The 24,810-nt window shown below is 60.9% G+C and carries 22 protein-coding genes and 1 tRNA gene; 13 read left to right on the top strand and 10 right to left on the bottom strand.

From position 1 onward, the window contains the following. Nucleotides 1–498: 498 nt before the first annotated feature. The 4 genes from FQ705_RS06075 to FQ705_RS06060 all read right to left on the bottom strand — a co-directional run bounded on the left by FQ705_RS06075 (nt 499) and on the right by FQ705_RS06060 (nt 5,892). Complete coding sequence (locus tag FQ705_RS06075; RefSeq protein ID WP_144138506.1) at nt 499–3,495, bottom strand: ribonucleoside-diphosphate reductase subunit alpha; 2,997 nt, start codon at nt 3,493–3,495, stop codon at nt 499–501. Between the two features lie 552 nt (nt 3,496–4,047). Next, entirely contained in the window at nt 4,048–4,644 is a 597-nt protein-coding gene (ampD, locus tag FQ705_RS06070; RefSeq protein ID WP_144138505.1) for a 1,6-anhydro-N-acetylmuramyl-L-alanine amidase AmpD, read from the bottom strand. Next, the gene (locus FQ705_RS06065) at nt 4,641–4,967 is read right to left on the bottom strand and encodes a PP0621 family protein (RefSeq protein WP_144138504.1); all 327 of its coding nucleotides are present in this window, start codon (nt 4,965–4,967) and stop codon (nt 4,641–4,643) included. The genes ampD and FQ705_RS06065 overlap by 4 nt, the downstream gene beginning before the upstream one ends. A 7-nt stretch (nt 4,968–4,974) precedes the next feature. Beyond that, nucleotides 4,975–5,892, bottom strand: a complete 918-nt coding sequence (locus FQ705_RS06060) for an inner membrane protein YpjD (RefSeq protein ID WP_144138503.1) — start codon at nt 5,890–5,892, stop codon at nt 4,975–4,977. A gap of 81 nt (nt 5,893–5,973) precedes the next feature. Between FQ705_RS06060 and ffh the strand changes: the two genes are divergently transcribed. Continuing rightward, nucleotides 5,974–7,341, top strand: a complete 1,368-nt coding sequence (gene ffh, locus FQ705_RS06055; protein ID WP_144138502.1) for a signal recognition particle protein — start codon at nt 5,974–5,976, stop codon at nt 7,339–7,341. A gap of 140 nt (nt 7,342–7,481) precedes the next feature. After that, complete coding sequence (locus FQ705_RS06050; RefSeq protein WP_144138501.1) at nt 7,482–8,033, top strand: hypoxanthine-guanine phosphoribosyltransferase; 552 nt, start codon at nt 7,482–7,484, stop codon at nt 8,031–8,033. 89 nt (nt 8,034–8,122) lie between these two features. Here FQ705_RS06050 and FQ705_RS06045 read toward each other — a convergent pair whose 3' ends face one another. Then, the gene (locus tag FQ705_RS06045; RefSeq protein WP_144138500.1) at nt 8,123–8,722 is read right to left on the bottom strand and encodes a MarC family protein; all 600 of its coding nucleotides are present in this window, start codon (nt 8,720–8,722) and stop codon (nt 8,123–8,125) included. Nucleotides 8,723–8,734: 12 nt separating this feature from the next. Further along, nucleotides 8,735–10,471 (bottom strand): proline--tRNA ligase, encoded by a 1,737-nt coding sequence (locus tag FQ705_RS06040; RefSeq protein WP_144138499.1) that lies wholly within the window; start codon nt 10,469–10,471, stop codon nt 8,735–8,737. Between the two features lie 299 nt (nt 10,472–10,770). Between FQ705_RS06040 and FQ705_RS06035 the strand changes: the two genes are divergently transcribed. Both FQ705_RS06035 and FQ705_RS06030 read left to right on the top strand, forming a co-directional pair. Further along, nucleotides 10,771–11,520, top strand: coding sequence for an RNA pyrophosphohydrolase (locus tag FQ705_RS06035; protein WP_144138498.1), 750 nt, complete (start codon nt 10,771–10,773; stop codon nt 11,518–11,520). A gap of 76 nt (nt 11,521–11,596) precedes the next feature. Next, nucleotides 11,597–12,154: a CNP1-like family protein gene (locus FQ705_RS06030; protein WP_144138497.1), complete on the top strand. Its 558-nt coding sequence runs from the start codon at nt 11,597–11,599 to the stop codon at nt 12,152–12,154. A gap of 99 nt (nt 12,155–12,253) precedes the next feature. Here FQ705_RS06030 and proB read toward each other — a convergent pair whose 3' ends face one another. The 4 genes from proB to rplU form a co-directional block, all read right to left on the bottom strand. Beyond that, on the bottom strand, nt 12,254–13,372 hold the full coding sequence (gene proB / locus FQ705_RS06025) for a glutamate 5-kinase (RefSeq protein ID WP_144138496.1): 1,119 nt from the start codon (nt 13,370–13,372) through the stop codon (nt 12,254–12,256). A 72-nt stretch (nt 13,373–13,444) separates the two neighbouring features. Further along, nucleotides 13,445–14,566, bottom strand: a complete 1,122-nt coding sequence (gene cgtA, locus FQ705_RS06020; protein ID WP_144138495.1) for an Obg family GTPase CgtA — start codon at nt 14,564–14,566, stop codon at nt 13,445–13,447. A 233-nt stretch (nt 14,567–14,799) separates the two neighbouring features. Beyond that, nucleotides 14,800–15,063: a 50S ribosomal protein L27 gene (rpmA, locus tag FQ705_RS06015; RefSeq protein ID WP_007180330.1), complete on the bottom strand. Its 264-nt coding sequence runs from the start codon at nt 15,061–15,063 to the stop codon at nt 14,800–14,802. A 25-nt stretch (nt 15,064–15,088) separates the two neighbouring features. After that, complete coding sequence (gene rplU, locus FQ705_RS06010) at nt 15,089–15,400, bottom strand: 50S ribosomal protein L21 (RefSeq protein WP_007180329.1); 312 nt, start codon at nt 15,398–15,400, stop codon at nt 15,089–15,091. A gap of 238 nt (nt 15,401–15,638) precedes the next feature. On the opposite strand from rplU, the gene FQ705_RS06005 reads away from it, so the two are divergent. From FQ705_RS06005 to tssG, 9 genes are all read left to right on the top strand, one after another. Then, the gene (locus FQ705_RS06005) at nt 15,639–16,631 is read left to right on the top strand and encodes a polyprenyl synthetase family protein (protein WP_144138494.1); all 993 of its coding nucleotides are present in this window, start codon (nt 15,639–15,641) and stop codon (nt 16,629–16,631) included. 38 nt (nt 16,632–16,669) lie between these two features. Further along, nucleotides 16,670–16,746: transfer RNA gene (locus FQ705_RS06000), tRNA-Pro, on the top strand. Between the two features lie 680 nt (nt 16,747–17,426). Then, complete coding sequence (gene tssA, locus FQ705_RS05995) at nt 17,427–18,506, top strand: type VI secretion system protein TssA (RefSeq protein WP_144138493.1); 1,080 nt, start codon at nt 17,427–17,429, stop codon at nt 18,504–18,506. Nucleotides 18,507–18,559: 53 nt separating this feature from the next. Then, nucleotides 18,560–19,126 (top strand): type VI secretion system contractile sheath small subunit, encoded by a 567-nt coding sequence (gene tssB, locus FQ705_RS05990; RefSeq protein WP_144138492.1) that lies wholly within the window; start codon nt 18,560–18,562, stop codon nt 19,124–19,126. Nucleotides 19,127–19,191: 65 nt separating this feature from the next. After that, nucleotides 19,192–20,688 carry a type VI secretion system contractile sheath large subunit gene (gene tssC, locus FQ705_RS05985; RefSeq protein ID WP_260854402.1) on the top strand — a complete coding sequence of 499 codons (1,497 nt, stop codon included), beginning with the start codon at nt 19,192–19,194 and terminating at the stop codon, nt 20,686–20,688. Between the two features lie 35 nt (nt 20,689–20,723). Then, complete coding sequence (locus tag FQ705_RS05980; RefSeq protein ID WP_144138491.1) at nt 20,724–21,206, top strand: Hcp family type VI secretion system effector; 483 nt, start codon at nt 20,724–20,726, stop codon at nt 21,204–21,206. A gap of 72 nt (nt 21,207–21,278) precedes the next feature. Continuing rightward, nucleotides 21,279–21,836: a type VI secretion system baseplate subunit TssE gene (gene tssE, locus FQ705_RS05975; protein WP_144138490.1), complete on the top strand. Its 558-nt coding sequence runs from the start codon at nt 21,279–21,281 to the stop codon at nt 21,834–21,836. Next, on the top strand, nt 21,836–23,716 hold the full coding sequence (gene tssF / locus FQ705_RS05970; protein WP_144138489.1) for a type VI secretion system baseplate subunit TssF: 1,881 nt from the start codon (nt 21,836–21,838) through the stop codon (nt 23,714–23,716). The genes tssE and tssF overlap by 1 nt, the downstream gene beginning before the upstream one ends. Beyond that, nucleotides 23,713–24,756: a type VI secretion system baseplate subunit TssG gene (tssG, locus tag FQ705_RS05965; protein WP_144138488.1), complete on the top strand. Its 1,044-nt coding sequence runs from the start codon at nt 23,713–23,715 to the stop codon at nt 24,754–24,756. The genes tssF and tssG overlap by 4 nt, the downstream gene beginning before the upstream one ends. The last annotated feature ends 54 nt before the right edge of the window (nt 24,757–24,810 follow it).

Raw genomic sequence — 24,810 nt, 5'->3', positions numbered from 1 at the left:
TGTGTGTCGCCTCAAGTGAAGCGTGTTGAACGTGTGTCGTCGAGGTGCTTCGCGAGCTCGAAGAGCAGCGTGTCGAAGCGACGTTTCGCTGCTCTATCTATCTGTATTGCGGAGCGTGCCTGCAACATCTTGCGATGGCTTCTTGCTGTCTCGCTTCGCTCGTCGCGGTGGCCTGCGTCTGCGTGTTCGTCAGTGCTAGCGAGATGAAGTTCAATGCGATGTCGAGCGATGCATCGGCCGGCTGCGTTGATCGGCCCATCGATCGAAGCGTTTGCTCGATCGCACTGTGTCGTGCGCTTCGTTAGGTGCTGCCGACTGCTGACTACAAACTGCTGACTTCCGATCCACCACGCTGAGCGACGCGACTTCAGTTTCTGTCGCCGCATCGCTCATCAAATTCACTTCTGCATCATCGCTAGCCGCTGCGCGAATCGCTGCATGCGGGTCATTACCTACAACCCGTCAGCAAGCAGCGATCCTGCTGCGGCTCACGATGCTTTACTGGCAAGCCTCGCACTCGTCGAAGCCGGCGTCGCCCGGACGCATCATGCACACCGGACCGTCCGCTTCCGCTGCTGCTTCGACTGCCGCAGCCGGTGCTGCCGCTGCCGCCTGGAAGCCGCCCGAAGCCGCACCGCCGCTTGCGCCGAAGCCACCTGCTGCGCCGCCGGCCGCACCGCCCGAACCCTCGCTGCCACCCGAGCTCACCGCGTTCAACTGGCCGTGCGCCACCGTCGACTTCTCGACGTGCGTCGCTGCCATCGTGCGGAGATAGTAGGTCGTCTTCAGACCACGCACCCATGCGAGCTTGTAGATCTCGTCGAGCTTCTTACCCGATGCGCCGCCCATGTAAATGTTCAGCGACTGCGCCTGGTCGATCCACTTCTGACGACGCGATGCCGCCTCGACCAGCCACACCGGATCGAGTTCGAACGCGGTCGCGTAGATCGCGCGCAGGTCGGCCGGGATGCGGTCGATGCGCGAGAGCGTGCCGTCGAAGTACTTCAGGTCGGCGACCATCACTTCGTCCCACAGGCCGCGCGCCTTCAGGTCGCGCACCAGGTAGTCGTTGACCACCGTGAATTCGCCCGACAGATTCGACTTCACATACAGGTTCTGGAACGTCGGTTCGATACAGGCCGATACGCCGATGATGTTCGAGATCGTCGCCGTCGGCGCGATCGCCACGCAGTTCGAGTTGCGCATGCCGTACTGGGCGATGCGCGAACGCAGTTCGGTCCAGTCCATCGATTCGCTCGAATCGACTTCGACGTAACCGCCACGCGCGTCGGCCAGCAGCTTGACTGAGTCTTGCGGCAGGATGCCGCGATCCCACAGCGAGCCACGGTAGCTCGAGTAACGGCCACGTTCCTGGGCCAGTTCCGTCGACGCGTAGTAAGCGTAGTAGCAGACCGCTTCCATCGACGTGTCGGCGAACGCCACCGCCTCTTGCGACGCGTACGGCGTGCGCAGCAGGTGCAGGCAGTCCTGGAAGCCCATGATGCCCATGCCGACCGGACGGTGCTTCAGGTTCGAGTTACGAGCCTTGGCGACCGCGTAGTAGTTGATGTCGATCACGTTGTCGAGCATGCGCATTGCCACGCTGACCGTGCGCTTGAGCTTGTCGTGGTCGAGCACCAACGTGCCGTCGGCCTCTTCCTTCAGGTGAGCGACGAGGTTCACCGAACCCAGGTTACAGACGGCGATTTCGGCGTCGCTGGTATTCAGCGTGATTTCCGTGCACAGGTTCGACGAGTGGACGACGCCGACGTGCTGTTGCGGCGAGCGCACATTGCACGGATCCTTGAACGTGATCCACGGGTGACCGGTTTCGAACAGCATGCCCAGCATCTTGCGCCACAGTTGCGCGGCCGGCAGCTTCTTGAACAGCTTGATCTCGCCGCGCGCAACCTTGTCTTCGTAAGCCGTGTAAGCCGTTTCGAATTCGGCGCCGAACTTGTCGTGCAGATCCGGGCAGGTGGACGGCGAGAACAGCGTCCAGTCGCCGCCTTCCATCACGCGCTTCATGAACAGGTCGGGAATCCAGTTCGCCGTGTTCATGTCGTGCGTGCGACGACGGTCGTCGCCGGTGTTCTTACGCAGCTCGAGGAATTCTTCGATGTCCAGGTGCCACGTTTCCAGGTACGCGCACACCGCGCCCTTGCGCTTGCCGCCCTGGTTCACGGCGACCGCCGTGTCGTTGACCACCTTCAGGAACGGCACCACGCCTTGCGACTTGCCGTTGGTGCCCTTGATGTGCGAACCGAGTGCACGCACGCGCGTCCAGTCGTTGCCCAGACCGCCGGCGAACTTCGAGAGCAGCGCGTTTTCCTTCAGCGCTTCGTAGATGCCGTCGAGGTCGTCGTCGACCGTCGTCAGGTAGCACGACGACAGTTGCGAGCGGCGCGTGCCCGAGTTGAACAAAGTGGGCGTGGACGACATGAAGTCGAAGCTCGACAGCACGTTGTAAAACTCGATCGCGCGCGCTTCACGGTCGATCTCGTTCAACGACAGACCCATCGCGACACGCATAAAGAATGCCTGCGGCATTTCGATGCGGACGTTGTCGTGATGCAGGAAGTAACGGTCGTACAGCGTTTGCAGACCGAGGTAGCCGAATTGCAGGTCGCGGTTGTTGTCGAGCGCGGCGCCGAGGCGCTTCAGGTCGAACTGCAGCAGCTTGTCGTCGAGCAGCTCGGCTTGCACGCCGCGCTTGATGAACTGCGGGAAGTACTCGGCGTAACGGTTGGCCATCTCGCCTTGCGTGACTTCCTCTTCGAGGATCTCGCGGCGGATCGTGTGCAGCAGGATGCGCGCGGTGACCTGGCTGTACGCCGGGTCCTTTTCGATCATCGTGCGGGCAGCCAGAATCGCCGAGTCGTAGACCTGGCTCATCGGCACGCCTTCGTACAGATTCTTGATCGTTTCCGCGACGATCGGCTCGGCGCTCACGGCGTCGCCCAGGTTCGCACAAGCGGATTCGATGATGCCGCGCAAGGCGACCATGTCGAGCGGACGCGTCACGCCGTTGTCGCTGACGTTCAGGCCCGGCGCGCTGCCGTCCACCGTCTCGTCGTGACCGCGCGCCTGGCTGCGCTTCTCGCGATACAGCACGTATGCACGTGCGACGTTGTGTTCGCCGCCGCGCATCAGCGCGAGTTCGACCTGATCCTGGATATCTTCGATATGGAACGTGCCGCCGTTCGGACGGCTGCGCACGAGTGCGCGCACCACGTTCTGCGTGAGTTGCTCGACCAGTTCGCGCACACGCGCCGATGCCGCACCCTGACCACCGTTGACGGCGAGGAATGCCTTCGTCACGGCGATGGCGATTTTCGACGGCTCGAACGACACGACGCCGCCGTTACGACGGATCACCTTGTAGTCGGCGTAGGTCACTTGCGGCGCGAGCGCCTGTGCGCCCTGTGCCTGGCCAAACGCCTGGCCAGTCGGTGAGCCCTCGTACCGGGTCGTCACGTTGTCGGTGGTTTGCATGTGCAAAGCTCCTGGTCCTGGAAATGTTGCGGGAAAATCCGCGGATTAAAACGAACGCTGCGCCGCCGCGTGCGCAAGCGATGGGGTGCAGGAAAAAGGCCGGCTGAGCCGGTTGGCGGGATGCGACAGCGATGAAGCCTGATTCGAATTCGTAACGGTCTTCATCATGTGTGTCGCGATCACTGGCTAAGCCCCTTTCCTGAAAGCTTCTGGATGCCGCCGGTGGTCTTGCCGGCTACGCCCCAGGAATTTTTTTCGATGCTCTGGAATGCTTGCGGCGCCATGCTCGAGGAGCGGGCGCCGCTGACTTATTCACTCGGTTATGCACTCAGTTATTCACATGGTTATGCACAGCACAACACAAGATATAGTGCAAAACCGAATTTCTGGCACCAAGTATAGTGGAGTTTCGAGACAGGTCAAATCGATTTATTTGCTTTCGAAGTCTTGACTTTTGCATCGCGCGGCGCGAATACGGCGTGAACACGACTCCCCGGAGAACGAGGCGGCGCCTTGTTCTCCTCGCATCGCGGGAAGTCGCGCAAAGGGGCGTTACCGCGTTTTGGAAAACTTGAGATAGGGGAAATACCGATCGGCGAGCGCGGTGTCGCGCTGCAGTCGCTGCCACTCGAAATGTGGCCCCGGATCGGTCTTGCGACCCGGCGCGATGTCGGAGTGACCGGCCAACGCTTCGACCGGATAGCGGGCCTTCAGCGCGCTCACGAGGGCACCGAGGGTGCGGTATTGCGCCGCTTCGAAGGCAGTGGTGTCGCTGCCCTCCAGTTCGATGCCGATCGAGAAATCGTTGCAGCGTTCGCGGCCGAAAAAATTCGATGGGCCGGCGTGCCACGCGCGCTCGTTGCACGACACGAACTGCTCGAGCGCGCCGTCGCGATGGATTACGAAATGCGCCGACACCCGCACGCCGCGCAGGTGCGAGTCGTAGTACGGATGGGCGTCGCAGTCGAGCGTGTTGAGGAACAGCTCGGCAATCGCGGTGCCGCCGAATTCCTTCGGCGGCAGGCTGATGTTGTGCACGACGACGAGCGTCGGCACAGCCCCTTCGGGTCGCGCTTCGAAGTTAGGCGAAGCAAGCTGGCGTGCTGCGGCGACCCAACCGTCGGCGTCGACGGCGAACTCGACGCTCATCGAGCGTCGCGTCCCGAGGGTCGCGCGCCGTGACGCTGCGCGTGCGAGGCGCTGCAGAACGGCTGCCCCGCCACCACCACGGAATCGCTCCTGGGCGCATGCACGCCGCACTCGACGCAGCGGATCATCGGCTCGGGGAGTTGCGGTTGCGCCTGGGCCGCAGGCTGCGCGCCGCCATTCGCACCGGCCTGGCCCTTCGTGCCGCTTGCGCCGTTCGCGCCGGTTCCGGTGCGCTGCGACGCTCGTGCGTCTTGACGACGCAGCGCCTTCACCAGCCACTGGCCGACGATGAACAACAGGATCAGCAGAAATATTTGTCGCATGGGACGCTCACACTACAGCACGGTGCAATAGCACCTCGAAAACAAAACGGCTGCCGACGTACGCCAGCAGCAGCGCGACGAACGAAGCCAGCACCCAGCGCAATGCCGCACGGCCGCGCCAGCCGGACACCCGGCGCGCGGTGAGCAGCGCGCCGAACATCACCCAGGAAAGAATCGCGAACACGGTCTTGTGATCGAGCTGCAAGGCGCGGTCGATCAGTTGCTCGCTAAATAGAATGCCCGAGACCAGCGTCAGCGTGAGCAGAACGAAGCCCGCGCCGATCAGACGGAACAACAATTTTTCCAGCGTCAGCAGCGGCGGCAACGTGTCGAGCCAGCTCGACAACCAGCCGTTGCCCGCTGCGGCCGCATGCCGCTGTGCGACACCGCCGCGCATCGCATGCAGACGCCGCTCGACCAGTAGCATCAGAATCGCGTGCAGCGCCGCGATCGCGAACAGTCCATAGGCGATGTTGGCGATCAGGAAATGCAGCTTGAACAGCGGCGCGGCCGAATACGGCAACACGCGCACGCCGCCGAACACCAGCGGCATCAGCGACGCCACACAGGCGAGCGGCAGCACGAGAAGACGCAGGCCGTCGAGCGGAAAGAAGAAGCTCTCGATCCAGTAGATGCCGGCGCCGAGCCAGAACATCGCCGACAGCGCGAACGCAAAACCGAACACCATCGCGTTCTGCGGGAAGATGGTGGTATGCAGCAGCACACCGTGCGCGGCGAGCGCGACGCCCAGCAGCGCACGCCCCGCCGAGCTCATGCCCGACGCGGCCGGAGCCGCTGCCGCAACCGGCACCGGCGGCACGCTCTCGAGCATGGGACGCACGGCGGCGTGCCGGTGCGAGCGCCAGCCGGCCACGGCAAGACCGCCGTAGAGGAGCGCAGTGAGGGCATACAGTACAATATCCATATTCGAAGTTTACACTAGGCCCCTACTCCGCGACGTCTTCCGCTTCGCGTGCTGCCCGGGCCGCACTGTTCATCGCTCCCCATGCTCGACAATCTGACTCAACGGATGGCGCGCGTCGTCAAGACGCTGCGCGGCGAAGCCCGGCTCACCGAGGCGAACACCCAGGAAATGCTGCGCGAGGTGCGCCTGGCATTGCTCGAAGCCGACGTGGCGCTGCCCGTCGTGCGCGAGTTCATCGCCAAGGTGAAAGAGAAGGCGCTCGGCGAAGAGGTCATTAGCAGCCTGTCGCCAGGCCAGGCGCTGGTCGGCGTGGTGCAGCGCGAGCTGACCGCGATCATTGGCGGCGACTATGAAGGCAAGGCGGTCGAGCTCAATCTCGCCGTCACGCCGCCGGCCATCATCCTGATGGCGGGTCTGCAGGGTGCGGGTAAGACGACCACCGTCGGTAAGCTCGCCAAGCTCCTGCGCGAGAAGTACAAGAAAAAGGTACTGACCGTTTCGTGCGACGTCTACCGCCCTGCCGCTATCGCGCAGTTGAAGGCGGTGACCGAGCAGGTCGGCGCGGATTTCTTCCCGTCGGAGCCGGATCAGAAACCGGTCGACATCGCGCGCGCCGCGGTGGACTGGGCCAAGCGTCACTATCACGACGTGCTGCTGGTCGACACGGCCGGCCGTCTCGGTATCGACGAAGCGATGATGGCGGAAATCACCGCGCTGCACGCTGAACTGAAGCCGGCGGAAACGCTGTTCGTAGTGGACGCGATGCTGGGTCAGGACGCGGTCAACACCGCCAAGGCCTTCAGCGACGCTTTGCCGCTCACCGGCGTGGTGCTCACTAAACTCGACGGCGATTCGCGCGGTGGCGCGGCGCTCTCCGTGCGTCACGTCACGGGCAAGCCGATCAAGTTCGTCGGCGTCGCCGAAAAACTCGACGGCCTCGAAATCTTCTACCCGGATCGCATGGCGAACCGGATTCTCGGCATGGGCGACATTCTCGCCCTCGTCGAAGAGGCGCAGAAGGGCGTCGACGTCCAGGCCGCGCAGAAGCTCGCCGACAAGGTCAAGAAAGGCGGCGACTTCGACCTCAACGATTTCCGCGCGCAACTCACGCAGATGAAGAGCATGGGCGGCCTGTCGTCGCTGATGGACAAGCTGCCCGCGCAGTTCCAGCAAGCCGCCGCCGGCGCCAACATGGGCATGGCCGAATCGCAGATGCGCCGCATGGAAGGCATCATCAATTCGATGACGCCGCTGGAGCGCGCCAAGCCCGAACTCATCAAGGCCACGCGTAAGCGTCGCATCGCCGCGGGCGCGGGCGTGCAGGTGCAGGAAGTCAACCGCATGCTGAATCAGTACGACCAGATGCGCACCATGATGAAGAAGCTCAAGGGCGGCAATCTGCAGAAAATGATGCGCGGTATGAAGGGCATGATGCCCGGCATGCGCTAAGCTTGATCAAGACGGCGCGCGCTTTCCGTGCAGGCAATCGCACCGGAAAGCGCTGACTTCCGTTCAGTGCGGGTTTATTCTGTACCGCGCGCCGCCGTTCTCTCCCACACTATGTATACAGTCACCGCCCGTCAGACGTCATGAACCGCGAAGAAGCTCTCCACATTTTTAGCCACTCCGAAGAAATCGTTTCGGCCGACGACGTCAACGCGTCGATCAGCGGCATGGCAGAGGCCATCCGCAACGAGATGAGCGAGGACTTCCCGCTCGTGCTGTCGGTCATGGGTGGCGCGGCGGTGTTCACCGGCATGCTCCTGCCGCATCTCGATTTCCCGCTCGAGTTCGACTACATCCACCTCACCCGCTACCGCAACACCACCAAGGGCGGCAACGAGATGCAGTGGCGCGTGGCACCGGCCGAGTCGGTGAAGGATCGCGTCGTGCTGGTGCTCGACGACATCCTCGACGAAGGCGAGACGATGGCCGCGATCCGCGACCGCATCCTCGCGATGGGTGCGAAGCGCTTCCTGAGCGCGGTGCTGTGCGAGAAGATCATTCCGAAGGCCAAGCCGCTGCGTCCGGACTACTGCGGCTTCGAAGTGCCGGACCGCTATGTGTTCGGCTGCGGCATGGATGCGAAGGGTTATTGGCGTAACCTGCCGACGATCCGTGCGTTGACTGAAGGGGCTTAAGGCTTCTTCCTTCGCTGGATAAAAAAAAGCGGCCCAGATGGGCCGCTTTTTTGTTGGCTGTGCGTTCGTGACTCGGGGGCGTCGATCGGTCACAGTTGATGCACGAACGACCGGATGCCACCCAGCATCATTTCCACCGAGATCGCCACCAGCACCAGACCCATCAAGCGCTCGAAAGCCATCATCGCGCGCTCGCCGAGCCAGGCCTGAATGCGTTCGGCCAGCATCAGCACGATTGCGCAGACGATCATCGTGACGGTCAGCGCGCCGATCCACTCGAACATCTTGCCCGGTGCCTGCGACGTCAGCAGCATCACCGTGGCCAGAGCCGAAGGTCCCGCCAGGGCAGGAATCGCGAGCGGCACGATCAGAGGCTCGCCGCCACGCGTGTCACCGCCGAACGGACCGTCGGGATGCGGGAACACCATTCTGAGTGCGATCAGGAACAACACGATGCCGCCGCCGATCCGCAACGACTGGTCGGTCAGGCTCATCATGCGCAGGAAGCCTTGCCCGACCACCATGAACACCAGCAAGATCGCAAAGGCGATCGCCACCTCACGGAGAATGACGATCGTGCGCCGCTTCGGCGCCACTCCGCGTAGACAACTGATGAAGAGCGGAATGTTGCCGAGCGGGTCGGTGATCAGAATCAGCAGAATGGTGGCGGAGAGGAAGGTGTACTCCACCGTCCGCCCCGCTTAGCCTGCCAACGCTGAGCGAACCTTGCCGATCACCGTTTGCGCGGCGTCTTCGACCGGCAGCAGCGTCGCTTCGGCGTCGCGGCGCCCCTGGTATTCGAGCTTGCCGTCTTTGAGACCACGGTCGCCGATCACCAGGCGATGCGGCACACCGATCAGCTCCCAGTCGGCGAACATCACGCCCGGACGCTCGCCACGGTCGTCGAGAATCACGTCGACGCCCGCTTCGGCCAGTTCCGCGTACAGCTTGTCGGCCTGTTCGCGCACGGCCTCGCTGCGGTCATAGCCCATCGGGCACAGCACGACTTCGAACGGTGCAATCGATTCCGGCCAGATGATGCCTTTGTCGTCGAAATTCTGTTCGATCGCAGCGCCCAGGATACGGGTGATGCCGATGCCGTAGCAGCCCATTTCCATCGGGCGCGGCTTGCCGGTTTCGTCGAGGCAGGTCGCGTTCATCGCCTCCGAATACTTGGTGCCGAGCTGGAACACGTGGCCCACTTCGATGCCGCGGCAAATCTCGATCACGCCCTTACCGTCCGGCGACGGATCGCCCTTCTTGACGTTGCGGATGTCGGCCACTACCGGTTCCGGCAGATCGCGGCCCCAGTTCACGCCGGTGGTATGGAAATCCACCTCGTTCGAACCGACCACGAAGTCGCTCATATTTGCGACCGTGCGATCCGCGACGACCTTGACCGGCTTCTTCGTATTGAGCGGACCGAGGTAACCCGGCGGCGTGCCGAAGGTCTCGATGATTTCTGCTTCGGTTGCCATGCGGAAGTCGGCCAGACCCGGCAGCTTGCTCGCCTTGATCTCGTTCAGATCGTGATCGCCGCGCAGCATGAGCAACCAGATGGTCGGCTCGGCGCCTTCGTTTTCCGTGGCGAGGATGATCGACTTGATCGTGCGCTCGAGCGGAATGTTCAGCAACTCGGCCACCGCCTCGCACTTCGCCTTGCCCGGCGTGGCGGTCTTCTTCATTTCCTCGGCGGGCGCCGCGCGTTCGGCGTAGAGCGGCAGCGCTTCAGCCGCTTCGACGTTCGCGGCGAAATCCGAAGTCGGGCAATACGCGATCGCGTCTTCACCCGTGTCGGCGATCACGTGAAACTCATGCGAGCCGCTGCCGCCGATCGAACCGTTGTCCGCCGCCACCGCGCGGAACTCCAGACCAAGGCGCGTGAAGATGCGCACATAAGCCTCATACATCTTGCGATACGACTCGCGCAGGCCTTCCACGTCCTTGTCGAACGAGTAGGCGTCTTTCATGATGAACTCGCGACCGCGCATCACGCCGAACCGCGGACGGATTTCGTCGCGGAACTTCGTCTGGACCTGGTAGAAGTTCACCGGCAACTGACGGTAGCTCTTGATCTGCGCGCGCGCGATGTCGGTGACGACTTCTTCGTGAGTCGGCCCCAGGACGAAATCGCCTTGCCGGCGGTCCTTGAAGCGCAGCAGTTCCGGGCCGTACTTTTCCCAGCGGCCCGACTCCTGCCACAACTCGGCCGGCTGCACGGCCGGCATCAACAACTCGATCCCGCCCGCCCGGTTCATCTCTTCGCGCACGATGGCTTCCACCTTGCGGATCGAGCGCAGCCCGACTGGCAGGTAGCTATAAATACCGCCGGCGACGCGACGGATCATGCCGGCGCGCACCATCAGCTGATGGCTGACGATCTCGGCGTCTGCCGGAGCTTCTTTCAGGGTGCCGATAAAGAAACGGGAAGCTTTCATTCAGATTTTCCAAAAGCGGCGGCACCGGAGGGACCGCCCGAAAGGTGAAAACGTGGGGAATCAACACAGACCCAGCACCAGGCCAATACGGTTGCCCGGGTCCGGCACAGTGCAAGCCGGGCGTGGCGCCGAAGCCGCCGCGCAAGCCCTTGCGCAAAGGACAAGGCACGGAAAGACTGACAGGCTACCGCATTCACAGGCGTTTGACGGCGAATCGTTCCAATCTGGTGCGAATCGGTGCGTCGGGTCCGTTATCTGTTTATAATCAAAGCAATTTTAAAGGATTCGAAGGTGGTTGTATGCTGGATCGTGAAGGCTTTCGCCCGAACGTCGGCATCATCCTCTTGAACGCGCACAACGAGGTGTTTTGGGGCAAACGGCTCCGTGAACATTCCTGGCAGTTTCCGCAAGGGGGCATCAAGTACGGAGAGACCCCCGTGCAAGCGATGTATCGGGAGTTACACGAAGAAACCGGGCTGCTTCCTGAGCACGTCAAGGTGATCGGTCGCACGCGCGACTGGTTGCGTTACGAGGTGCCTGACAAGTTCATCAAGCGCGAAGTACGCGGTCATTACCGCGGCCAGAAACAAATCTGGTTTTTGCTCCGAATGGTTGGACGCGACTGCGACATCTGCTTGCGCGCCACCGACCACCCGGAGTTCGATGCGTGGCGCTGGAACGAGTACTGGGTACCGCTCGACTGTGTGATCGAGTTCAAGCGGGATGTGTATCAGTTGGCGCTGACGGAGCTATCCCGTTTCATGCGTCGGGCTGCGCCGCGTGCGGAAAAACCTGTCGGACACCATGGGCTGCGTTATCCCCGGATAGCGTCGTCAATGGAAAGTCCGCCGGATTCCACGGTAATGACGGTGACCTCGGTCACTTCGGTGACAACCGTCAGCATCGAAACATCGGTTCACACAACGATCGTGTCCGACTGCGGTCCGGGTTCCGGTTCTGATGCCGAAATTGGCGTCGCGCCGGAACACGATGACGAATCGGCGAGCGAAACTGCCGGCTCGCTGTTCCGCCCAGGCGTTCGCGATTAACAACGCTGTGCGGCTGTCCATGCCGCCTTTGCGGGCGCGGCTCCACGAGCCGCGCCCGTATTTCAAGGAAATCATATTGAAAGCACTTGCTCTCGTCGTGGCGTGCGTCGCCACCGGCGCCCTGCTGGCTGGCTGCTCGAGCGCCGGCAAACCCACGAATAAAGACGACAGCGCGTTCACCTACTTGCTGGACCGGCAGAGCAACTGGGTGGAAAACAAGGTGGACGCCTTACCGCCGCTGCCGCAGGACGCGAACCTCCTGCCGTTCGATGTCTCCGGCAATACGCCTTTGCAGTTTGCAGTCGACCGGAATTCGCTGACTGTAGGCACGGACGGTGTGGTGCGCCTGACCGTAGTGGTGACGAGCCCGAGCGGCGCACGCAACGTGATCTATGAAGGCATTCGCTGCGACACCTACGAATGGCGCCAGTATGCCGGCCTGAATGCGGATCACGACGGCTGGGACACGACCGTGGCAAACGGTTTCACGCGCATCGAAGACGGCGCACTCAATGCCTATCAGTCGGCCTTGTATCAGGACTATTTGTGCGCGAACAAGATGCCGACAGGCCCCGCCGCGCGGATTCTCGACAACATCCGCTATAAGCGCACCGCGACCTCGCTGATTCACTGACGTCTTTTTTCGTAGATATGAAAAAGCCGTTCCAGCTTTCGCTGGAACGGCTTTTTTGTCGGCGTTGCTTTCTACTTGCGGCTTATTGGCAGCCGGGAGTCAGATCAGCACCATATTGTCCCGATGGATCAACTCAGGCTCCAGCATATAACCGAGCACCGATTCAATGTCCCCACTCGGACGCCGCTGAATCAGCTTGGTTTCCGCACTGCTGTAGTTCGTCAGACCGCGCGCCACCTCTCGCCCAGCGGCGCTCAGACAAGCGATCACTTCGCCACGCGCAAACGCGCCCTGCACACCGACAATGCCGATAGGTAGCAGGCTCTTGCCACCTTCGGTCAGCTTTTCGACTGCGCCGTCGTCGATCACGACATGGCCGCGAACCTGAAGGTGGTCGGTCATCCACTGTTTGCGCGCCGCCATTCGCGCGGTGCGTGCGATCAGTTGCGTACCGATCGCCTCACCCGAGGCAAGTCGCGACAGCACGTCCGCTTCACGGCCACTCGCGATCACGGTATTGGCGCCGCTGTGAGCCGCGCGTTTGGCGGCGAGAATCTTGGTCAGCATGCCGCCACGACCGAGACTCGAACCCGCGCCGCCCGCCATCGCCTCGAGCTCCGGCGCGCCGGCATCGGCCTGCTGGACGAGCGTGGCGCTCGGATCCTTACGCGGGTCGGCAGTGAAAAGTCCTTGCTGATCGGTAAGGATGATGAGCGCGTCCCCTTCGATCAGATTGGCGACCAACGCGCCCAACGTGTCGTTATCGCCGAATTTGATTTCGTCGGTCACGACCGTGTCGTTCTCGTTGATGATCGGCACCACGCCCAGCCGCAACAGCGTCAGCAAAGTGGAGCGCGCATTCAGATAGCGCTCGCGATCGGCGAGGTCGGCGTGCGTGAGCAGGATCTGCGCGGTCTGGATGGAATGCTCGGCGAAGCGGCTTTCGTAGACCTGCGCGAGCCCCATTTGGCCGACGGCCGCAGCCGCCTGCAGTTCGTCGATTTCCCGTGGCCGTTTAGTCCAGCCGAGCCGCTGCATTCCCTCGGCAATCGCGCCCGAGCTCACCAGCACCACTTCCTTGCCTTGCGCGCGCAACGCGGCAATCTGTGCGGCCCAGCGACCGATTGCAGCATGGTCGAGGCCGCGCCCGTCGTTCGTGACGAGGCTCGAACCGACTTTCACTACCAATCGCCGTGAATCTGCGATGACGGAACGCATTGTGCGCTGTCTCCCAAGATGACGCGTGATGCTTGCCGGCGCCCATGCAGGCGCCGGCGCTCGAGCTTTGGCTTATTCCTGCGGGTCGACGCTGGATTCGTCCGCGGCGGCGGGCGTTTGCGGCTTCTCGCGGAAACGCACGTCGGCGGCGAGATCTTCCGCCTCGGCCGCACGCTGCGCGTCCGAATGAGCGGCGATGTGGTCGAACACCGCATAGCAAAGGCCCTCGCAACCCTGGCCAGTCAATGCCGAGATTTCGAATACCGGACCTTCCCAGCCATAGCCTTCCAGGAAGGCCGACACGCGCTCCGCGCGCTCGTCTTCGGGCACCATGTCGAGCTTGTTCAAGACGAGCCAGCGCGGCTTTTCGTACAGCAGTTCGTCGTACTTGCGCAGCTCGTTGACGATCGCCTTGGCTTCCGCGACCGGATCGACTGCGTCGTCAAACGGTGCGAGGTCGACGATATGCAGCAGCAGGCCCGTGCGTTGCAAGTGGCGCAGGAACTGGTGGCCGAGGCCGGCGCCTTCCGCTGCGCCTTCGATCAGCCCAGGAATATCGGCGATCACAAAGCTGCGGCTCGGACCCACACGCACCACGCCGAGATTCGGCGCGAGCGTCGTGAACGGGTAATCGGCAATCTTCGGCTTCGCGTTCGACACCGACGCAATAAAGGTGGACTTGCCCGCGTTCGGCATGCCGAGCAGACCGACGTCGGCCAGCACCTTCAACTCGAGGCGCACCATGCGGCGCTCGCCCGGCTTGCCGTCGGTCTTTTGACGCGGCGCGCGGTTCGTACTGGATTTGAAATGCAGATTACCGAGACCGCCCGCACCGCCTTGGGCGATTTGCACGCTCTGGTTGTGTTCGGTCAAATCGGCGATCAGCTCGCCGGTTTCCATGTCGGTGATGGTCGTGCCGACCGGCATGCGCAGCGTGATGTCGTCGCCGCCTTTGCCGTAGCAGTCCGCACCGCGGCCGTTTTCGCCGTTGCGCGCCAGGTGCTTCTTGGCATAGCGGTAGTCGATCAGCGTGTTGATGTTGCGGTCTGCCACCGCGATCACGCTGCCGCCCCGGCCGCCGTCGCCGCCATCCGGGCCGCCGAACGGAACGAACTTCTCGCGGCGCATCGACGCGCTGCCATCCCCTCCGTCGCCGGCGATGACTTCAATCCTCGCTTCGTCAATGAACTTCATGCGTAACTCCGTCCCGTGGTGTGCTGCTAGATGGTGCTGCTAAATTTGATTCAACTGGATGATGCTATTTTGCCGTGCCCGCCGCGCGCTGATCAATCGACCAAACGGCATAGGCTTGTCGGCAAGAGCGGCGTGTTCACGCTCATTCGTCCGGCGAATACCGCCGGAATAAAAAAAGCCCCGCTAACTTCGCGGGGCCTTTTTTCGGTCCTGAAGCCCGTGCCTGAGTATACTCAGACTGCTGCCGGGACGACGTTGACCATGTGCTTCTTGGCTGCGCCTTTCGTCGAAAAATTGACGTGGCCGTCCGTCAGCGCGAACAAGGTGTGATCCTTGCCGATACCGACGTTTTCGCCCGGGTGCATACGCGTGCCGCGTTGACGCACGATGATGCCACCAGCGTTGATAGCCTGGCCGCCATAAACCTTCACGCCGAGGCGCTTCGATTCAGAGTCGCGGCCGTTGCGGGATGATCCGCCTGCCTTTTTGTGTGCCATTTGATTTGCTCCTTAACCGTTGCGCTTACGCGTTGATCGCGTCGATGCGCAGTTCGGTATAGTTCTGGCGGTGGCCGCCATGCTTCTGGTAGTGCTTCCGGCGACGCATCTTGAAGATGGTCACTTTTGCGTGACGACCTTGCGACACGACGGTAGCCTTGACGGAAGCCCCACTGACCAGCGGCGTACCGAACTTAATCGATTCGCCTTCGCCCACTGCGAGAACCTGGTCGAGCGTGATTTCAGCGTCAATGTCTGCCGGTATCTGTTCTACTTTAAGTTTTTCGCCGACAGCAACTTTATACTGCTTGCCACCGGTTTTTATGACCGCGTACATTGAGAACCTCACTCTGTGTTCATTTTTTCCACGCACCGCGCGCGGAAACCCGTGATTATACATAGAGTTAGCTGCGCGGTCAAAACTCATTGCGAGTGACTACGCGTACCGCCCGGCGCCTTGCCGCACCGTCCTGCCGCCTGCTCTGGTGCGGGGCCGCGCGTGCCGCGCCGCAGCCCACGACCCGGAACTGTCGCGATTCGCCTTATAATTCGCGGCACTACCCAAATCAGCCATCATGTCGTCGACTGCCACCCCCTCCTCCAACGCCGCCAGCCTGCTTGCTCCGATCGCCGAAGACATGCAGCAGGTCAATCGCGTCATACGGCACCGTCTTGCGTCCGACGTGATGCTGATCAATCAGATCTCCGAATACATCATCAGCGCCGGCGGCAAGCGGCTGCGGCCTGCGCTGCTGTTGCTGGTGGCCGGCGCCTTGGGCGAAACCACGGGGCACCGGCATGAACTGGCGGCGGTCGTCGAGTTTATCCATACAGCCACCTTGCTTCATGACGACGTGGTGGACGAATCGGATCTGCGGCGCGGCCGCCAGACGGCCAATGCCCTGTTCGGCAATGCGGCGAGCGTGCTGGTCGGCGACTTTCTTTACTCGCGCTCGTTCCAGATGATGGTCGGCGTAGGCAAGATGCGCGTCATGGAGATTCTGTCGGAAGCGACCAACATCATCTCCGAGGGCGAGGTGCTGCAGTTGCTGAACATGCACGACGCCGACGTGGACGAAACCCGCTATATGCAGGTGATCCGCTACAAGACGGCCAAGCTGTTCGAAGCTGCCGCGCAACTCGGCGCGGTGCTGGCCGGCTCGGACGCGAAGACCGAAGCCGCCGCCGCGGAGTTCGGCCGTCGTATCGGCACGGCGTTTCAGATCATGGACGACTGGCTCGACTACACGGGCACGGCCGAATCGATGGGCAAAAACGCCGGAGACGACCTCCGTGAAGGCAAACCCACGTTGCCGCTCATCTATTTGATCGAGCGCGGCACGCCGGAGCAGTCGGCGCTCGCGCGCGAGGCCATCGAGCAAGGCGGCACGGATCGCTTCGACACCATTTTCGAGGCCATCACACGTTCGGGCGCATTGGACCACACGCTCGAATGCGCGAAGCAGGAAGCACAAGCCGCAGCAGCAGCAATTTCTTCATTTCCCGATTCCATTTTCAAAGATAGCCTGCTAGAATTATGTTCTTACTCGACGGCAAGACAGTCTTGAACGAGACTGAAACACCGTAAGAGTCCGCAGTACCAAATCGGGGTGTAGCTTAGCCTGGTAGAGCGCTACGTTCGGGACGTAGAGGCCGGAGGTTCGAATCCTCTCACCCCGACCAGATTTGCCTTGTTAGCTCAAGGCTCGAAAAACCGCCCAGCTTGCTGGACGGTTTTTTGTTTTGGGCCGGTGATTTCGCCAGCACGGCAAGCCGGACCCGCGATGTGCGATGAATTTGTTGCGGCGATGGTGCGGACCATGACCGTACCTCTTTCATTCCGGCAACCGCTCCGCCGCTCACTTAGCCGACTGCACGGCCGGCTTCCTCCAGAACACTCCTACTCCACGTGACCCACCCGCGACTCGTGACGCTTGGCTATGCACATCTCGCACTTGCATCGTGATTATTTAAATCACATACATTTCAATCTTCACGGCGATTATTGCAGCCCTCCTTATTTATAAGAAGAAATTTATTATTGAGACAATCGCAACCGGCTTGTTATTTAAACCAATCCGAAATAACATCAAACCCATACATTCGATTAACAGAACATTCCCCGCTTCGGTTGCAAGTAGGGCGCCGCGTCGTCACGCACATGCTGGTCAGAGGAAGCACGGCAGGCCAGCAGCGCGGGGAAAACCGTATGACGCCATGCAAATCTCATGCTTTCCCAATTTAAATCCAATTAATTGAGAATAGTTTTATCCGCACAGAAATTCGCTCATTTAAATAAGATCAATTAAGAGTTCAGCTTAATAAAACCCAACTTCCGCCCAATAATTACGCCCATTCGCCGCATGCCACTGACAGATACCGTTCAGACCGTTCAAATCGGGCCCATTTGCGCTGACCAACCATGTGGAGTCGATCTGGAATACGACGCCGAATTCATGGCGTTGCAGCAGGCGGCGAGCGGCAGATCCGAACAGCAATTCGGCGACGCCATGATTCCCGCCGTCGCGCCGGACTGGCCACACGTCGAGGCATTGGCCGTTGAGCTGCTCGCCCGGACCGTGGATTTGCGCATCGTCGCGCTATTGACGCTCGCCTGGACAGAAATGAAGCAGTTCGCAGGCTACGCGATGGGTCTTGCACTGGCCGCCGACATCCTCGACCGATACTGGGATCACGTCCATCCGCAGCTTCAGGTGGCGGGTGAATTCGACCCGCTTCCACGATTCAACGCGATTGCGTCCCTGACCGACCCGCAGGCGCTCGGTCGCGCTGCCCGCAGCGCCACGCTGCTGCACTGGAAATTCGGTCAGTTGTCGCTGCGCGATGCCGCCGCGATTCTCGACAACAGCGAGAACGCGGCAGCACGTTTCGCCCACTTACCGGGGATCAATTTAGACCAGCAGTTGAAGACATCCCTAGTAGCTGCGCGCGAGGAATACACCGTCGTCACGCAATCGCTTGATGCGATCGACCGCATCGAGCGACGGACCTCGGCGAACCTTGGATCTTCGTGGACACCGGACTCAAGCGCGGTCAAGAACCCTCTGCAGATTATTTATCAGGTAACCCGCGAAACTGCTCACGCGAACCAGGCATCGGCGACTCAACACCTTGAATCACCGTCATCGCGAACAACCGACCCCGCCGCCGCCGAAATGGCTGCTCCAGGAGTTGACGGAGCGACTCAAGGACCGATCTCGATACAGTCGCGTCGCGACGTCCTGGTCGCTCTCGAAAACATCTGCGTCTATCTGGACCGAGCGGAACCGGCCCACCCAGCGCCCCTCCTGTTACGCCGGGTTCAACGCCTATTGCAAATGAGTTTCTACGAAATCGTGCGCGACATGGCGCCAGCCGGCTTACCGCAACTCGATGTTCTGACGGGCGAAGCACAGCAGCAAGCAGACATCGCAAACACCTGAATGACGCGCCTACGCCGTACAACAAGCCAGTCAAAACAGTGGAGAGCTCAAACATGGCCCATCTGAACGCTTCGAAAGCCAAAGCAACCGGTCAGAAGTTCATCGCCCGCAACCGCGCACCGCGCGTCCAGATCGAGTACGACATCGAGATCTACGGAAGCGAACGCAAAGTTGAAATCCCGTTCGTGATGGGCGTCCTCGCCGATCTAGCCGGCAAGTCTGCGAAGCCATTGCCGGACTTTGAAGAACGCAAGTTCATGGAAATCGATATCGATAATTTCGACGACCGTCTCAAGTCAATTCAGCCGCGTGTCGTGCTCGGCGTCGCGAACGACTTGTCCGGCGAGGGGATGCTGGCCGTCGATCTCACGTTCGAGAGCATGGACGATTTCTCCCCCGCTCAGATTGCGAGAAAGATCCCCGCGCTCAATCAATTGCTGCAAGCACGATCTCAGTTGTCGAACCTGCTCTCGTACATGGACGGAAAGAGCGGCGCCGAGGAATTGCTAAACCAGGCACTGAAGAACCCGGCTTTGCTCAAGGCCCTCGCGGATCCATCCCTTCCCCCTGAAGGAACACCCTTTGCGCCCAATGAAAGCGAGAGTTCGGGCAAACGATAGCCTCGCCGGACGAAAGCCATTCATCAAACAACTTTGGGAGGATCGCCGTGAACCACACAGAATCCATCGATCAGGAATCGGTCAGTGCAACTTTGGCGGCAGATGATTTCTCGGCTTTATTGATGAAGGAATTCAATCCGCGTACCGGGCAAACTCAGGGCGCTATCGACAAGGCCATCAAAACGCTGGCACTGCAGGCACTCGAGCATGCAGTGGTTATGTCCGATGACGCGTATCAGACTATTCAGACTGTCATCGCCGAGATCGACCGCAAACTGTCGCAGCAGATCAACACCATCATCCATCACACGGACTTTCAGCAACTTGAATCGTCTTGGCGCGGGTTGCATTATCTCGTCAACAACAGCGAGACCGATGAGTTGCTCAAGATCCGCTGCATGCCGATCACGAAGACAGAACTCGGCCGCATGCTCAAACGCCATAAAGGCGTCGCGTGGGATCAAAGCCCATTGTTCAAGAAAGTCTACGAAGAAGAGTACGGTCAGTTCGGCGGTGAGCCGCTTGGATGTCTGGTCGGCGACTATTATTTCGACCACAGCCCCCCCGACGTGGAAACGCTCGGTGAAATCGCGAAGATTGCGGCCGCGGCCCACTGCCCGTTCATCGCCGGCGCATCACCGGCAGTCATGCAAATGGAATCGTGGCAAGAACTCTCGAACCCGCGCGACCTCACCAAGATTTTTCAGAATAGCGAATATGCGGCGTGGCGTCATCTGCGAGAGTCAGACGATTCCAGATATATCGGCCTGACTCTGCCGCGCTTCCTCGCCCGAATCCCCTATGGCGTGCGGGGCAATCCGGTGGATGCGTTCGACTTCGAGGAAAACACGGAAGGCGCCAAGCACGAGCGCTATGCGTGGATCAACTCGGCATATGCCATGGCGACCAACATCAATCGGTCGTTCAAGCACTACGGCTGGTGCACGTCGATCCGCGGCGTCGAATCAGGCGGCGCAGTAGAGGATCTGCCTACCCATACCTTTCCCACCGACGACGGCGGCGTCGACATGAAGTGTCCGACCGAGATCGCCATTAGCGACCGCCGCGAAGCCGAACTGGCAAAGAACGGCTTCATACCGTTCGTGCATCGGAAAAACACCGACTGTGCTGCGTTTATCGGCGCGCAATCGTTGCAAAAGGCCGCCGAATACCACGATGCGATTGCTACCGACAACGCCAGACTGGCCGCTCGCCTGCCCTATCTATTTGCGTGCTGCCGCTTTGCGCACTACCTGAAGTGCATCGTACGCGACAAGATCGGTTCGTTCAGGGAACGCGGCGAGATGGAGTCGTGGCTGAACAACTGGATCATGAATTACGTCGACGGCGATCCCGTCAACTCCTCGCAAGACACAAAGGCAAGGAAACCATTGGCGGCGGCGCACGTCGTCGTGGAAGACATCGAGGATAACCCCGGCTACTACGGCGCAAAGTTCTTCCTGCGCCCTCACTACCAACTGGAAGGTCTAACCGTCTCTTTGAGATTGGTGTCGAAATTGCCGGCGCTGAAGAATAGCGATAGGCCGACACAGTCGCTTTGAACATCGTGATCGATTCATCAACCAAGGGCTAGAAAATGTCAGTCGATATGTACATGCGGGTAGACGGCGTAACCGGCGAGTCAAAAGACGCCAACCACAAAGGATGGATCGACATCCAGTCCTACTCCTGGGGTGCGGAACAGCCCGGGAGCATGGCGACCGGCAGCGGCGGCGGCATCGGCAAAGTCAGCTTTAACGACCTGCACGTCGAGACCTTCATGGACAAAGCGTCCCCGGCGGTTCTCAAGTACTGCGCCAACGGCAAACACTTGCCCAGCGTCGAAATCTCGGTCTGTAAAGCCGGCGGATCGCAAGTCGAATATTTGCGAATCACGCTCTCAGAAGTTCTCGTCACTTCTGTCCAGCAGGACGCCGCGAGAAATTCCGAAGCTGTGAAGGTGAGCTATGCGTTCCAGGCCGCCAAGGTCAAAAAACAGTACTGGGAACAGACCGACCAAGGTACTCGCGGCGGTGAAAGCGTACTTGCGTGGGACATCAAGCAGAACCGTGAGGTTTAGGCCTTTTTCATCTTTTAATGTGTCGTACGGGCATGCAACTGCTTTCGCCCGTATGGCTGCCAGCCGACGAGAATGTCTGTGAAAAGTCCACCATCCTTGCGCACGCGACGAGATTCGACTGAGGTATATCGCGATCTGCGATACGAGGCCCAGCCGTCCCTGCTCGATCGCCTGACGAGTGATCGCTCGCAAACGGCGTCCGATTTTTGCAGATCGCCCGCGCCATCGGACACGCAGATGCGTGACTCGATTCTGCGCGATCTCGGCTGGTTGATGAACAGCCCGAGCATCGAATCGATCGTCGATCTCGACGGCTACTCACACGTGCAACAGTCGGTGGTGAACTTCGGCGTGGGCACATTGAACGGCACGCGAGCGTTGACAACGAGTTCTACCGACATCGAGAGCGCTATCCGCGCGGCGATCGTTCAATTCGAGCCACGCATCCTTGCCGAAAGCCTCGAAGTTCGCTGCGCGGCGGAGCCGTCCGCTGCGCGCCCGCCCAACACATTGTCGCTTGAAATTAGCGGACAGCTTTGGAAAAGCCAATCGCCTCGGCCGTTCTTCGCTCGCTCGGAACTGGATCTCGACAGTGGCCAATTCACCCTTCGTTCGCGTAGGGAGCCGTAATGGACGCGCGCCTTCTCGACTACTACAACCGTGAACTGGCTTACTTGCGCGAGCTTGGGGCGGAATTCGCCGAGGCCTTTCCGAAGGTGGCAGGCCACCTCCGCATGCATGACGGCAACGTCAAAGACCCCTATGTGGAGCGGCTTCTCGAAGGCTTCAGTTTTCTCACCGCCCGCATTCAACTGAAGATGGACGCCGAGTTCCCGCGCTTCTCGCAGCGTCTGCTCGATGTCGTCTACCCGAACTATCTGGCGCCGTTGCCGTCAGCGGCTATCGTCGCCGTGCAGCCGAACCTGCGTGAAGGCAATCTGCAAGCGGGTTACACGTTGCCGGCCGGCACGCCACTGCGCGCCCAGCTCACCGATGGTGAACAGACAGCGTGTGAATTCCGCACGGCTCACGCTCTCACGCTTTGGCCGCTGCGCCTCGCCGCGGTGAAGCTAGGCGGCGCGCCTTGCGACTTGCCCTTATCGCGACTAAATCTTCGTGACGCAAGCACAGCGGTGCGTGGTGCATTGCATCTGCGATTCGAAGTCAGCGGCGGCGCCAGGGTGAACCAATTGCCGCTAGACCAACTGACCTTCTTCTGCAGCGACGCCGAACCTCAGGCACTTCAACTACTGGAACTGGTGCTCGCACATAGCGTCGGCGTGGTGTGCCACGGTGCGACAAAAGACGAAGTCGACGCTTCCGTGCTGGACGAAGACGCCATCCGCCACGAGGGCTTCGATGCAGCCCAGGCACTCCTACCTCAAGGCGTGCGCTCGTTCCACGGATATCGGCTATTGCACGAATATTTTGCATTTCCAGTGCGCTTCCTGTTTTTCAGTATCCGGCATCTGCGCGCGACATTGCAAACGATCAAGGGCAATGCCTTTTCGCTGACTATCCTGCTCGATAAAACCGCGCCGGAACTGGAGCGCTCGATCGACATCGGGAGCCTCTCGCTGTTTTGTACGCCGGTCATCAACCTGTTCCCGAAACGTACGGACCGTATCGCGCTATCCGTGCAGCGCCACGAGCATCACATCGTGGTGGATCGCACCCGACCGCTCGACTATGAGGTGCACAGCGTCAACAAGGTGACCGGCCACTCGCAACAGGAAGGCAGGGAGTGTGAATTTCGCCCTTTCTACGGGGCACGCTCCGACGATTCACAAAATCAAGGCTGCTATTTCTCGACACGTCGCGAACCGCGCCTTCTGAGCCCACTACGAAGTCGTGGCGACGCGCCCACGAGTTACAGCGGAAGTGAGGTATTTTTATCGCTGGTCGATCAATCCAACGCACCGTTTTCCGACGACTTACGCCATCTCTCGGTAGAGGCGCTCTGTACCAATCGCGGCCTCGCCCCGAGGATTCCGCTCACCGGCACCAGTGATTTCAGTCTGCAAGTGTCCGCGCCAGTCGCGGCCATCAAGGTACTTCACGGTCCTGGTCAGCCGCGTCCGGCCCTTGCCGACGGTGAAATCACCTGGCGGCTCATCAGCCATCTCGGATTGAACTATCAAACACTGACCGACCTCGACGCCAATCAGGGTGCGCAGTCGCTGCGCGAGTTGCTAGGGCTCTACGCCGGTGCAGCGTCCGCGGACCCTTTACCGCAAATCCGGGGCATTCGCAGCGTGCAGGTTGAACCCGTCCATCGCCAATTGCCTCAGCCGGGTCCGCTCATGTTCGGACGAGGCGTATGCATTTCGCTACTGCTCGACGAGATGGCGTTCGCCGGCGCCAGCACTTATCTGTTCGGCGCGGTGCTGGAACAGTTCTTCGCCCGCCATGTGTCGCTGAACAGCTTCAGCGAACTTGTCGTCTCAACGCTGCAGCGCGGAGAAGTCAAGCGCTGGGCACCACGAATCGGACGTCGCCCGACCGCATGAAAGCCGCCATCGCCCCGTCACTGCAACTTTTCTGGCAGCAGGTCTCGAATACGCCGCACGCGTTCGACCTCTACGTCCTATTGCGCTGGCTCGATGCGCGCGCCGGCATGCCCGTGCGCCTCGGGCGGGCGACGCACCCTGGCGACGAGCCACTGCGCATCGGCCAGCAGGCATCGCTGGCCTTTGCGCCCGCGACTCTGGCATCGGCTGCCCCAGGACAGGATGGGGCACCGGCTCGCGTATCCATTTATAGCTTCGGGTTGTTCGGCCCCAATGGCCCTTTGCCGCTGCATCTCACCGAATACGCCTACGACCGCCTTCACCACCACGGCGACTCCACGCTAAGCGCATTTGCCGATCTGTTCCACCACCGTTTGATCTTACTGTTCTATCGCGCCTGGGCCGACGCTCAACCGACCGTCAGCCTTGATGGTGGACCAGGAGCGCGCTTCGACGCCTATATCGCGAGCCTGATTCACGCAGGCCTGCCGTCGCAATTGAAGTCGAACGGGATCGCCGCGCATGCGAGCTATTACATGGCCGGACACCTGGTACGGCAGACACGCAATCCCGTCGGGCTTCAGCACATCCTATGTGCGTTTCTCGGCGTGCCCGTCGAAATTGTCGAGTTCGTGCCGCACTGGATACCAGTCGGACCGCGCCAACGCACGAGGCTGCGCACGTCGTCGAACGGCACCGGACTTGGGTGCGGCGCAATGCTCGGCAAGGCCGTGCGCGACGTCCAATCGAAATTCGAGTTGCGCGTCGGGCCGCTCTCGCGCGAACAGTATCGGGACCTCCTGCCTGATACACGACGCTCGCGGCAAGTGGTGGAATGGGTACGCCATTACGCAGGCATTGAATGGGCGTGGGACATGCGACTCGTCATGAGCGCGAGTCAGGTGCACGGCAACAGTCTGGGGCCCGGCCAGCCGTTGGGCTGGGGAAGTTGGCTCGGCACTCGTCATGGCACCGGTGGTGACGCCGACGAATTCGTCTATCAGCCTGAAGCGTATTCGTCGCAGACATGCTCGGCCTGAGTGCCCGCCAATCTGCTTTCACCAACCCGGCCGATCTTCCTCTACGAACCCTGT

It is taken from the genome of Paraburkholderia sp. BCC1884, from assembly GCF_900996225.1.
Taxonomy (GTDB): domain Bacteria; phylum Pseudomonadota; class Gammaproteobacteria; order Burkholderiales; family Burkholderiaceae; genus Paraburkholderia.
This window is presented reverse-complemented; position numbering and strand designations above follow the sequence as displayed.